Annotated in this window: 12 protein-coding genes; 7 read left to right on the top strand and 5 right to left on the bottom strand. The window is 72.1% G+C overall.

The window, feature by feature from the left end:
- Positions 1-40: 40 nt before the first annotated feature.
- Positions 41-2,647: a rifamycin-inactivating phosphotransferase gene (rph, locus tag ACFYRY_RS21020; protein ID WP_389147503.1), complete on the bottom strand. Its 2,607-nt coding sequence runs from the start codon at positions 2,645-2,647 to the stop codon at positions 41-43.
- 364 nt (positions 2,648-3,011) lie between these two features.
- On the opposite strand from rph, the gene ACFYRY_RS21015 reads away from it, so the two are divergent.
- The 4 genes from ACFYRY_RS21015 to ACFYRY_RS21000 all read left to right on the top strand — a co-directional run bounded on the left by ACFYRY_RS21015 (position 3,012) and on the right by ACFYRY_RS21000 (position 5,596).
- Complete coding sequence (locus tag ACFYRY_RS21015) at positions 3,012-3,461, top strand: DoxX family membrane protein (protein ID WP_389147500.1); 450 nt, start codon at positions 3,012-3,014, stop codon at positions 3,459-3,461.
- On the top strand, positions 3,458-3,961 hold the full coding sequence (locus ACFYRY_RS21010; RefSeq protein WP_389148382.1) for a Zn-ribbon domain-containing OB-fold protein: 504 nt from the start codon (positions 3,458-3,460) through the stop codon (positions 3,959-3,961). The genes ACFYRY_RS21015 and ACFYRY_RS21010 overlap by 4 nt, the downstream gene beginning before the upstream one ends.
- A gap of 24 nt (positions 3,962-3,985) precedes the next feature.
- The gene (locus tag ACFYRY_RS21005) at positions 3,986-4,666 is read left to right on the top strand and encodes a GNAT family N-acetyltransferase (protein ID WP_389147497.1); all 681 of its coding nucleotides are present in this window, start codon (positions 3,986-3,988) and stop codon (positions 4,664-4,666) included.
- Between the two features lie 66 nt (positions 4,667-4,732).
- The gene (locus tag ACFYRY_RS21000; RefSeq protein WP_389147494.1) at positions 4,733-5,596 is read left to right on the top strand and encodes a GNAT family N-acetyltransferase; all 864 of its coding nucleotides are present in this window, start codon (positions 4,733-4,735) and stop codon (positions 5,594-5,596) included.
- Between the two features lie 22 nt (positions 5,597-5,618).
- Here the strand turns inward: ACFYRY_RS21000 and ACFYRY_RS20995 are convergent, their stop codons facing one another.
- From ACFYRY_RS20995 to ACFYRY_RS20985, 3 genes are all read right to left on the bottom strand, one after another.
- A complete protein-coding gene (locus ACFYRY_RS20995) occupies positions 5,619-6,299 on the bottom strand; it encodes a pyridoxal 5'-phosphate synthase (protein WP_389147491.1) in 681 nt (226 codons plus the stop codon).
- Positions 6,300-6,379: 80 nt separating this feature from the next.
- On the bottom strand, positions 6,380-6,808 hold the full coding sequence (locus tag ACFYRY_RS20990; protein ID WP_389147488.1) for a pyridoxamine 5'-phosphate oxidase family protein: 429 nt from the start codon (positions 6,806-6,808) through the stop codon (positions 6,380-6,382).
- Positions 6,809-6,913: 105 nt separating this feature from the next.
- Complete coding sequence (locus ACFYRY_RS20985; protein WP_389147485.1) at positions 6,914-8,098, bottom strand: acetyl-CoA acetyltransferase; 1,185 nt, start codon at positions 8,096-8,098, stop codon at positions 6,914-6,916.
- A gap of 226 nt (positions 8,099-8,324) precedes the next feature.
- Between ACFYRY_RS20985 and ACFYRY_RS20980 the strand changes: the two genes are divergently transcribed.
- The gene (locus tag ACFYRY_RS20980; protein ID WP_389147483.1) at positions 8,325-9,530 is read left to right on the top strand and encodes an acyl-CoA dehydrogenase family protein; all 1,206 of its coding nucleotides are present in this window, start codon (positions 8,325-8,327) and stop codon (positions 9,528-9,530) included.
- Positions 9,527-10,042 (top strand): nitroreductase family deazaflavin-dependent oxidoreductase, encoded by a 516-nt coding sequence (locus tag ACFYRY_RS20975; protein ID WP_389147480.1) that lies wholly within the window; start codon positions 9,527-9,529, stop codon positions 10,040-10,042. Before ACFYRY_RS20980 ends, ACFYRY_RS20975 begins: the two co-directional genes overlap by 4 nt.
- Before the next feature lie 73 nt (positions 10,043-10,115).
- Here ACFYRY_RS20975 and ACFYRY_RS20970 read toward each other — a convergent pair whose 3' ends face one another.
- Positions 10,116-10,751, bottom strand: a complete 636-nt coding sequence (locus ACFYRY_RS20970; RefSeq protein ID WP_389148380.1) for a TetR family transcriptional regulator — start codon at positions 10,749-10,751, stop codon at positions 10,116-10,118.
- Between the two features lie 134 nt (positions 10,752-10,885).
- Between ACFYRY_RS20970 and ACFYRY_RS20965 the strand changes: the two genes are divergently transcribed.
- Positions 10,886-11,644 (top strand): VOC family protein, encoded by a 759-nt coding sequence (locus ACFYRY_RS20965; RefSeq protein WP_389147477.1) that lies wholly within the window; start codon positions 10,886-10,888, stop codon positions 11,642-11,644.
- The last annotated feature ends 105 nt before the right edge of the window (positions 11,645-11,749 follow it).

Below are 11,749 nucleotides of genomic sequence, written 5' to 3'. Positions count from 1 at the left end.
GGGCCCGGGCGCGGGGCAGGCGGGACTTCGTGGTGGTCGGTCAGGACAGGATCTCGACGTACCCGTCGGTCCCGTGCACGCGGATCCGCTGACCGTCGCGGATCAGCCGGGTGGCCTGATCCACGCCCACGACGGCCGGCAAGCCGTACTCCCGGGCGATCACCGCGCCATGGGTCATCAGGCCGCCCACCTCCGTCACCAGGCCCGCGATCCCGACGAACACCGGCGACCAGCTGGGGTCCGTGAAGGTCGTGACCAGGATGTCGCCCGCTTCGAGATCGGCGTCCGCCATGTCGAGGACGACGCGGGCCCGCCCCTCGACGGTCCCGGCGGAAACCGGGAGGCCGACCAGCGCCCCGGCCGGCGCGTCGTCGCGCCGGTACGCACCGGAGACGGCCTCGCCGTCCGACGTGAGGACCCGGGGCGGGGTGAGCGCCTGGTACGACCGGAACGCGTCCTTGCGCTGCTGGACGATCCGGTCGTCCACCTGGTTCGAGCGCACGGCGTCGTGGAGTTCCTGGAACGTGAGGTAGAAGACGTCCTCCCGCTCAGGAAGCACACCCGCCCGCACGAGGCGCTCGGCCTCCTTGAGCAGGGCCCGCTTGTAGACGAAGTAGCGGCTGACGATGCCGTACTTCGGGTACTCCCGGTACCCGATGAAGGTCCTGACCCGGTCGATCATCCGCTTGGCCTCGTCGGCTTTCCGGTCCCCGTCCGGCAGGTCCCGCAAGCGTGACAGCACATCCTGTTCCTTCTGCAGGGCCCGCCGGCGCCCTTGTTCGAAGTGCCGCTCGGCGGCGCCCGGCTCGAAGTTCCTGACGTTGTCGAGGATCGCCGGCACCAGCGTGGTGGGACGCTCGCGCCAACGGGGCCTGGTGATGTCGATCTCGCCGACGCAGCGCATGCCGTACCGGTCGAGGTAGGCCTCGATCGCGTCGCGCGCCTCGGTCCCGCCCGCGCGCTTCGTCAGCTCGTCCAGGAAGGTGTCGTCGTCGGCGTCCCCGAGGTCCTGAAGGAACGTCACCACCTCCGGATGCGGGCGGATCACGTCCGCGACGTCGAGCAGCGCGAGGCCCATCTCCGACGTGACGTTGTCGGGGGCGGACAGCGTCAGCGTGTCAGCCGCGTTCTTCTCGCCCAGCCACTCGCGCAGCGTGTCGTTGAGCCACCAGGTGGCCTCCATCCCCGCCATGATCACCTGCATGCTCAGCGGGTCACCGAGGACGCGCTTGTGCTCCTGGAAGGCCTCAAGCAGGAAGTCGAACAGCGCCGGTCCGCTCTTCGTGCTGATGTCGCGCTCCAGGCCGGCGATGGACTCCCGGCTGCGCTCGATCAGTTCGGTGACGATGGCCGGATCGGTCTCGATCGGGGCGGGCGCGCCGCCGGCCGGCGGCCCGCCGGGAGCCGGGTCCGGGAGCGACGGGACGAAACCGTCGTGGTCGAGGACGGTCTCCAGCGCGTCCCTGACCAGCGGATCGCCCCTCCCCACCAGGTCCAGGACGGCGGCGCGGCTCGCGGGTGCGGCCAGGCGCCGGGTGACGTCGACGAACAGCCTCCCGCCCGCCTCGCTCATCGGCGTCATGGCCGTCAGCTGCCACATGGACAGCCCCAGAGGCTTCATGGGGTCGGTCATCATCTGCTGATGACCGACGGAGACATAGACGTGGTTCTCCCCGTCGCCGGTCTCGGGGATGGGGAACAGCGTCGTGATCGGCCGGCTCTGAACGATCTGGAAGTCGTCGTCGACCAGGCACCATTCGATGTCCTGCGGGCGGCCGAAGTGCGCCTCGATCCGCCGCCCGAGCCGCACCAGCCGCACCACCTGCGCATCCGTCAGCGCCGGCTGCTCCTGCCGCAGCGAGTCGACCGCCACTTCCCGCGTACCGCCGGTCGGCAAGGCGTGCACGGCACGCTGTTTGGCGGCGATCGTCCTGGCGACGACTTCGCCGTCCCGCACCGTGAAGACGTCCGGGTTGACCACGCCGGAGACCAGGGCCTCGCCGAGGCCGAAGCCGGCGTCCACGGTGGCGACCTTCCGGTTGCCCGTGACGGGGTCGGCCGTGAACAGGATGCCGGCCGCGTCGGGGAAGGCCATCCGCTGCACGACCACGGCCATGTGGACCGTACGGTGGTCGATGCCGTTGCGCCGCCGGTAGATCACGGCCCGCTCGGTGAACAGCGAGGCCCAGCACCGGCTGATGTGCTGGAGGACCGCCTCGGGCCCCACGACGTTCAGGTACGTGTCCTGCTGGCCGGCGAAGGAGGCCGTCGGCAGGTCCTCCGCCGTCGCGCTGGACCGGACGGCGTAGGCGGCCTGCTCGCCGAACCGGGCGAGCGCGCGGGTGATCGCCGACGCGAGATCGCCCGGGACGGCGACATCTTCGACGGTCCGGCGAATCCGCGCGCTGAGTGTGCGGATCGCCTCCTGGTCGTCCGGGTCCACGCGCGACAGCTGATCGATCAGCTCGTCGATCGACGGTGCCTGAGCCATGACCAGCCGGAAGGCGTCCGTCGTCACGCAGAAGCCGCCCGGCACGCGGACGCCTTCGATCCGCGACAGCCCGCCCAGGTGCGCGCCCTTGCCGCCGACGAGCGCGACCTGTGTCTCGTCGACCGCCTGAAGATCCACCACATACTGCTCGGTCATCGCGACACCTCCGAGTCGGTCGTGTCCCGTCGCACCGCGACGGCCGGTCGGATCATCGTCGATAACATGCGCACGTGGTGCCCCATTTCCGCAGGTTGTGGCCTCGGCCGACGATTCTGCGGCACCACCCGGGTCTTGTGGCAAGCCCCCCGGTGCGCTATACGTTGAGAGTGGCAAGGAGAGGCGGATCTCCTTGCCTTTGTCTTTTTCCGCGCCGTGCCTCTTGCCGGGGCGTCACCCCCCCCGCCGCCGCGACACCGACACCCCCGCCGATGCCCGGGACCACCGACCTGCTCTTGACTGGCTTCCTCGCCGGAGGCGCACGGGGTTCCCGGAACCAAGCATCTGACGTACCGTCAGATTCATGGACACGATCTGGCTCACCGGGGCGCAGTGGCTGGCCGTCCTGCGCATAGGGCTCGGGCTGTGGTGGCTGGAGAGCTGGCGGCACAAGGACAAGAGCACCTGGTTCGAGGGCGGCGGGATCACCTGGGCGGCCGACATCGCCGCCAAGCACCGGTGGACGGCGGTGCGCAGCGGCTTCGGCGTGGTGGTCACCCCACGCCCACGGACGATGGCGTACGTCGTCGCCTACGCCGAACTCGCCCTGGGCCTCGGGCTGATCCTCGGATTCCTGACCCCGTTCGCCCTGGTCGGCGGTCTGCTGCTCAACGTCCTCTACTTCACCCTCATGATCCACGACTGGGCCGAGCAGGGGCAGAACTCGATGATGGCCCTCATCTCCCTGGTCGCCCTGTTCTGCATGTCGTGGCAGGACTGGTCCCTCGACGGAGCGCTGGGGTGGTTCCAGTGAGCGCCGCCGCCCCGCGTCACGGCCTGCCGGGTGGTGCCGCCGGGCAGCGGTACGACGTGCCCGAGCCGGACGCCTTCACCCGCGCCTACTGGGAGGCCGCCGCGGAAGGCCGGCTGCTGCTGCGGCGCTGCGGGGCGTGCGGACGGGCCCACCACTACCCGCGCGAGTTCTGCCCGCACTGCTGGAGCGAGGACGTCGTCTGGGAGCCCGCGAGCGGCCGGGCCACGCTCTACACCTGGTCCGTCGTCCACCGCAACGACCTGCCGCCGTTCGGCGGACGCACCCCGTACGTCGCCGCCGTCGTCGACCTCGCTGAGGGCCCGCGGATGATGACGGAGGTCGTGGAGTGCCCGCACGGGGAACTTCGGGCCGGGATGGCACTGGAGGTCGCCTTCCGGGACGGGGCCGGTGTCCATGGCCGGGCTGCTCTCCCGGACGGGGTGGGCGTCCACCCCGAGGACGGGACGCCGGTCGTGCCGGTGTTCCGGCCGCGTGGGTGACGCCGAACGGCTTCAATGGCCCGCATGGCCCACCTCGACGACCAACAGAACGCCCACCCGCACCCGTACCCGGACCCTGACCCCGCCCCCGTCTCCGCCCCCCTCCGCATCCCTTTCCCCTTCCCCGAGTTGCTCGGGCACGGACTGCGCCTGCGCGCCTGGGACCCGGACTCCGAGGCCGACGTCGACGACTGGCTGCGCGGCTGCGTCGATCCGGACTTCCGGCGCTGGAACACGCCGATCAACTCGATCACCGACGCCGACAGCGCACGCGAGTCGCTGTACTCCAAGGCCGCCCAGGCGGCGGACGGCACCTCGGCGTCGTACCGCGTGACGGACGCCGACACCGGTACGACCCTCGGGCACATCGGCGTCAACGCCATCCACCCCGACCTGCGCCACGCCCGCGTCGGCTACTGGGTGCTGCCCGAGGCACGCGGCCGTGGGGTCGCCACCCGCGCCCTGGCCCTCGCCGTCCGCTGGGCCCACACCGAGCTGGGCCTGCACCGCCTCGAACTCGACCACGCCCTCGGCCATGAGGCATCCTGCCGGATAGCCGAGCGGTGCGGATTCCGGTACGAGGGGACGCTGCGGGGCGCCATGTTCGAGGCGGGCCGCCATGACGCGTTCCGGGACATGCACCTGCACGCACGCCTGGCGACGGACCCGGAGCCGAAGGTGGCGCGGGAGCCGGAGGCGTCGTAGGCCGGGGCGAACGCACCCCGCCAAAAATTCACGGGCGTCGCCGCCTTCGACGCGTGACCATGGGGCATGCACCCCGAACCCTGGTACCGCACCGCAGACCTCGACCGTTTCCTCGACCGTGCGGGAGACTTCCTGCGCTCACGGCCCGCCGCGCACACCGTCATGCTGTCGGTGACCGAGGCGGTGCGCAGACGTGGAGCGGGGGCCTACGGCGACGAACCTCCCGTCTACGGCGTCCTGGAGCGGGACGGCGCCGTGCGGGCGGCCTACCTCCAGACCCCGCCGTACCCGCTCCAGGTCACCGCGTTGGCCGCGGAGGAGGCCGACTCGCTCGCCGCTCACCTGGCCGGACTCGGTCACCGGGCCCCCGGCGTCGGCGGAGAGCGTGAGGCCGCCGCCGCCTTCGCCACGGCCTGGCAGTCCCGTACGGGCGCCACCGTCTCCCTCCGTGAGCGCCAACGGCTGTACCGCCTGGACACGCTGACCGTTCCGGAGCCTGCTCCGGCGGGCCGGGCGCGCATCGCCACCGCGTCGGACCGGCCCCAACTCGCCAAGTGGTACGACGAGTTCACGGAGGCCGTGGGTGAGCCCGGCATCGACGCGGGTTCCTGGGCCGACGCCCGTATCGCCTACGGCGGCGCGACCTTCTGGGAGACCCCGGACGGCACCCCCGTCGCCATGGCCGGGGTGACCCCGCAGATCGCCGGTCAGGTCCGGGTCGCACCCGTCTACACCCCGGCCGAGCTGCGCGGCCGGGGCTATGCCGGTGCCGTCACCGCCGAGGTCAGCCGGGCGGCGCGGGACGCGGGCGCGGACGAGGTGCTGCTCTTCACCGACCTGGCGAACCCGACCAGCAACGCGCTGTACCAACGGATCGGGTACCGGCCGGTCAGTGACTTCGCGGTGTACGACTTCGCGGTGGGAGATTGAGCGGCCGACGTAGTTGGCGCGTTCAGGGCCACAGCAGTTGCCTGGTCCAGTCGCCATCCCCGTCCTGCCCAGGCTCCCGCCGGTACGCCAGCCGCACGTGCTGCCGTCGCTCGTCCCCCTGGAAGAACTCCACCTCGCACGGCCGGAGGCGGTACAGCGTCCACGAGGTCACCGGGGCCTCCGGCTCGCGCTGCGCCCGCTCCCAGGCGTCCCGCGAGGTGCGTGCCAGCTCGTCGAGGGAGGTCAGGGGCTCGCTCTGCCGTCCGGTCAGGGCGGCCGCCAGCGCGCCGGTGGAGCGGGCGTGCAGGTCCGCCTGACCCTCCTTCGACGGGGCGGCGGTGACGGGCCCGCGGACCCGCACCTGGCGGCCCAGGGCCGGCCAGTAGAAGGCGAGGGCGGCGTGCGGGCGGGCCGCCAACTGGCCGCCCTTACGACTGGTGGCGTGGGTCGCGAAGGACCAGCCGTCCGCGTCGGCGCCGTGCAGCATGACGATCCGCACGTCCGGCCGGCCCTCCTCGTCCGCCGTCGCGAGGGACATGGTGTGCGGCTCGGTCTGGCCCGCCGCGACCGCCTCCGCGAACCAGTCGGCGAAGAGGTCGAGGGGGTCGTCGGGGGTGGTGCCCGGGTCGAAGAAGGGCAGCGCGGTGACCTCCGGGTCCCACACCCGCAGTGACCTCAGCAGCTCGTGCAGATCCGTTCTCATGCCTCAATTGTCACGCGCGCCCCGGGTTCCGCATCAGACCGCACATGCACGCAGGCCGCCCGCCCGCAGGTTCCTCGCGCTCAGACCGTCCCCAGGTCCGACGACACCCAGCGCTCGGGCCGCATACGGATCACGACCATCTCGTCGCGGTGATTCTTCCAGTCGGCGTCCACGTACCCGTCCACCTTCTCGGCCGGGAGGTAGCGCGCGGAGATCTCCCGGAGCTGCTCGATGGTGGCGGGGGTCGTGTCGAGGACCGGTCCCTCGAAGGATACGTACCGGATGGTGGGCTCCAGACGGTCGACCATCAGAGTGAACCGGCCCGCGGCGCTGATCAGTTCGTACTTACGGGACTGCCGCTTCGTGATGATCCACACCGTGCCGTCCGACTCGTACTGGTACCAGATCGGCACGGTCAGCGGGGCGCGCCCCGCTCCCGCGTCGACCGCGAGTGCGGCGACGTGCGGCTCGGCCAGGAACTCTTCGCGTTCTGCGCGGGTCAGGGCCATGTCTGGGTCTCCTCCGGACGGCTCGGGGTGCAACGGCATGGTCGACTGCGGCATGGTCGACTGCCACGCCACAACACCGGCTCCGAGCCCCTCTGTTCCCGCCGCTCACCCCCTCCCCAACACGACCGTCCCCGACGAGCAGAACCAGCCACCCGTCCCCGAGGCCACCCCCAGCCGCGGCAACCGCCCATCCGCACCCCGCACTTGACGGTCGCCGCCCTCACCCCGCAGCTGCCGCACCGCCTCCACCAGCAGGAACAGCCCCCGCATTCCCGGGTGTTGGGCCGACAGTCCGCCCCCGTCCGTGTTCACCGGCAGCTCCCCGCCCTCGACCCGAAGCCGCCCCTTCTCCACGAAGGCCCCGCCCTCGCCCTTCGCGCAGAAGCCGAGGTCCTCCAGGGTCACCAGGGTCATGTAGGTGAACGCGTCGTAGATCTCCGCGAAGTCGATCTCCGCGGGCCGCACCCCGGCCCGCTCGAAGGCGAGCCGTCCGCTCACCGCCGCCGGGGACACGGTGAAGTCGGGCCACTCGGACATCGCGGAGTGCGAGAGGTGCTCTCCGGTGCCGAGGACCCACACCGGCGCGGTGCGGCAGTCGGCCACGTACTCCTCCGCCGCCAGCAGCACCGCCGCCCCGCCGTCGGAGCGCAGACAGCAGTGCAGCTTGGTGAAGGGGTCCGCGATCATCGGGCCGGACAGGACGTCGTCCACCGTGATCGGATCGCGGAACATCGCCTCGGGGTTCAGGGCGGCGTTGGCCCGCGCCTGTACCGCGACCTCCGCCAACTGCTCGATGGTGGTGCTGTGTTCGAGCATGTGGCGGCGGGCCGCCATCGCGTACTTGGCGATCAGTGTGTGGCCGTAGGGCACCTCGAACTGGAGCGGGCCGCGTGCCCCGAAGGCGAGGTCGCCGGTCCGCCGGCCCGCCCTGATGTCCGCGCGCGCGGTGGAGCCGTAGGCCAGCAGTACCGCGTTCGCGTGGCCGGCGGCGATCGCGTCCGCCGCGTGGCCCGCCATCACCTCCCAGGTCGAGCCGCCGACGGAGGTGGAGTCGACCCAGGTGGGACGCAGGCCCAGGTACTCGGCGACCTCGACGGGCGCCAGGACGCCGGTGCCCGCCGAGGCGAAGCCGTCGACGACCGAGCGGTCCAGTCCCGCGTCGGCGAGGGCGCGGCGGGCGGCCTGGGCGTGCAGGGCGTACGGGGTCGCGTCATCCACGCGGCCGCAGTCGGAGAGGGAGACGCCGACGATCGCGACCTTCCGGGAACGCGCCATGAGTCTGCTCGCCATGAATCTGACGGTACATCAGATATGGCGCTCGGCGGCAGGTGTCGTGGGGCTGGGCATCCCGCCCTCGCCGCCCTAATATGACGCATCGTCAGATACGGTCCGGACGGGCGGACGGCAGACGGCAGACGGCAGACGGGAAGCCGAACGCCTGCGCCATCCAGCCAGGACCGGCGCACAGCCCCCAGCCGACGCTCCCGGCGGCGCGGACCCGCGGAGAAGGGCCCTCATGGACACCGACTTCACCGCCGAGCAGGACCAGATCCGCCGCACCCTGCGCGCACTGCTGCGAGACCGCTGCGGACCGGCGGAGGTGCGGGCCGCCGTGGACACCCCGGCCGGACACGACCCCGCCCTGTGGGCCGCCCTCGCCGAACAGCTCGGCCTGCCCGGGCTCGCGCTCCCCGACACCTACGGCGGGGTCGGCTGCTCGGTGACCGAACTCGCCCTCGCCTGCGAGGAGACCGGCCGCTTCCTCGCCCCCTCCCCGCTGCTCGCCACCGCCGGGCTCGCCGCGCCCCTGCTGCTGGATCTGGGCACCGAGGCCCAGCGCGCCGCGCTGCTGCCGCGCATCGCCTCCGGCGCGCTCACCGCCGCGCTCGCGGTGCCCGGCACCTGCCTCGCCACCGCCCTCGCGCTGACCGGCGACAACGGTGGCGGGTGGGCCGGGGGTGGACGCGCGGGAGGGGTGCAGGCCCGGCAGGCCGACCCGGGGTGGCGGCTGTACGGGCAGGTCGACCAGGTCCTCGACGGGCACCACGCGGGGCTGCTGCTGGTCGCCGCCCACGCCGGCGGGTTCGCCCGGTCGCGGACCCTGCTCTTTCTGGTGTCCGGGGACGCCGACGGGCTGGTACGGGTGCGGCAGACCGCGCTGGACGCGACCCGGCCGCAGGCGCGGCTGCAACTGCGCGATGTGCGGGCCGAGTTGCTGGGCGACGAGCGCGACGAGCGCGACGAGAGCGCAGTCGTGTCCGCCGCGCTCGCCCGGGCCGGTGACACGGTGGCCTCCCTGGTCGCCTGCGAGGCGGTCGGGGCCGCGGATCAGATGCTGTCCCGGACCGTGGAGTACGTCCGCAGGCGCGAGCAGTTCGGGCGGCCGGTCGGTTCCTTCCAGGCGGTGCAGCACCGCCTCGCCGACGTGTACGTCCAGACGCAGGCGGCGCGCTCGGCGGCGTACTACGCGGCCTGGGCCGCCGCCCAGGGGGAGCGGCGGGTGGCGGGGCTGGCCCTCGGGCAGGCTCTGGAGGCCCTGCGCGGCGCCGCCGCCGAGGGGATCCAGCTGCACGGCGGCATCGGTTTCACCTGGGAGCACGAGGCGCACCTGTATTTCAAGCGGGCCTCGGGCGACGAGCTGCTGTTCGGGCCGGCGCACCGGCTGCGAGCGCACGCCGCCGAGGCGGCCCAGCTCTTCACGGGACGGGAGGTTCGGGTGTGATCGGTGTCCGAGTGATCCAGAAGGTGTCGTCGACGCCGGGATTCGCCAAGGTGGCCCCGCATGTGATTCCCGCCCTGGACCGGGCCGTGCACCGGCTCACTCGGGGTCGGGTGCTGCTCAGCGCCCGGATGCTGCCGGGCGTGGTCCTGACCTCGACCGGAGCGCGGACCGGGCTGGCCCGGCGGACCCCGCTCGCCTGCATGCCGGAGCGGGACGGGGCGAGCTGGATCCTGGTCGGCTCCAACTTCGGACGCGCCGGCCATCCCGCCTGGACGGTCAACCTGCTCGCCCGTCCCGACGCCACGGTCAGCTGGAAGGGGCGGGACGTCCCGGTCCGGGCCCGGCTGCTGGAGGGCGGGGAGCGGACGGCCGCGTGGCAGGCGGTGGTGGCCTTCTGGCCGCCGTACGCCACGTACCAGGAGCGGGTGGAGCGGGAGATACGGCTCTTCAGGATCGAGCGGGTCACCGGCGATGACCTGGGCAGCGCGACGGGCGGCAGCCCACCTGGGTGAGCTGCCGCCCGCGTGACAGGACGTGGGGCCGCACCAAGGACGTCGTCGCTGACGTCGTCGGTGCCGGCGGGGGTTACTTCGTGGGCTTCCTGCCGGTCACACCCAGGTGCACCAACAGCGCCACGTTCGGTTTGAGTTCGGCCTGCTTCACTCCCCAGGTCTGGAATCCCTTCTGGTGCGAGGCGACGGCCGCGAGCATCGCGACGAGCGAACCGGCGACGGCAGCCGGGTTCACGTCCTTGTCGACCCTGCCCTTGGACTGCAGTTCCGCGACCGCGTCCGAGAGGGAGTTGTTGACCGAGTTGAGGATCTTCATCCGGAGTTTGTAGAACCGTTTGTCTCCCTCGGCGGCACCGAGATCGACGACTCTGAGGATCGCGTCGTTGCGGCGCCAGAACTCCAGGAACCCGTCCACGAGTTCCTGCGCGGTCTGCCAGCCGGCCTTGCCGACCCAGGAGCGGCCGGCGACCAGCTCGGTCAACTCGGCGCCCTCGGCGGCCATTTGCTCCGCGATCTCCAGGACGGCGCCCTCGACGTCCGGGAAGTACTGGTAGAAGGTCGCGGGCGAAGTGCCCGCCTTCCGGGCGACATCGATGACTTTGACGTCCCGGTACGGGGAGGAGCTGAGCATCTCGCTGAGGCAGTCGAGCAGCTTCTGTCGGGTCGCCTGCCCACGCCGGCCGGCCACCCGGCCGTCGACGGTACGCACTTGTCCTGTCATGACGTCAGCTTACCGAGGGGTGATGGGAGCGCGATTCGGCCGACTGCAAATGGGGTGCGCGGGGGCCTGGAGGCTGCTGTTCCTGGTCTGCGGCCTGCGGCGGTGGCCGCTACTTTGGCGACATGGCCGAAAACAGGGCATCGGGGTACGGAGAGGACGTCTACGGCGAGGGCGTCCCCTGCTGGGTGGACGCGCAGCTTCCGGACGTCGAGGCGGGCAAGCGGTTCTACGGGGAGCTCTTCGGATGGACCTTCGAGGACCCGCCGCAGGCGTACGGGAGCGCCGTATGGGCCCGCAGCGAGGGCGCGCCCGTCGCCGCGCTCGCCCGCAAGACGGACGGCCGCCTGCCGAGCGTGTGGACGGTGTACTTCGCCACCCCGGACATCGAGGGCCTCGCCGACCGGGTCTGGGCGGCCGGCGGGCAGGTCGTCACCGCGCCCGTCGCGGTCGGTGAGCTGGGCACGGCGGCGCTGGTCACCGACCCGGAGGGGGCCGTGTTCGGCCTCTGGCAGCCGGGCACCCACCCCGGCTTCGGCCGACGCCACGAGCCGGGCAGCTTCGCCTGGGCCGAGCTGTACGCCCGGGACACCGAGTCCGCCGACACCTTCTACGGCGGCCTCTTCCAGGACGCCCTCTTCGGACCGGAGGCCCACCCCGACTTCGGCCGGGCCCCGGTCGTAGCCGTCTTCGCGTCCGAGATGCCCCCGCACTTCCTCGTCCACTTCGCGGTGACGGACTGCGAGCGGGTCCTCGAGGCGGTGAACCGGCTCGGCGGGCGGGTCCAGGCTCCGCCCTTTGAGACGTCGTACGGAAAAGTGGCCGTCGTCACGGACAATCAAGGAGCGTCCTTCGCGGTCCTGGAGTCCCAGACGGGGTACTGAACGGCCACGGGCGGCGGTGAGTCATCCATATTCAGGTGGGACACCCTATTTGTCCTCGGGTTCGCCAGCAGCGCTCCGGCCAGGAAGAATCAGGGTGCGTGCCGC

Origin of the sequence: Streptomyces sp. NPDC005263, from assembly GCF_042872365.1 — a bacterium.
In the GTDB taxonomy this organism is placed as follows: Bacteria; Actinomycetota; Actinomycetes; order Streptomycetales; family Streptomycetaceae; genus Streptomyces.
This window is presented reverse-complemented; position numbering and strand designations above follow the sequence as displayed.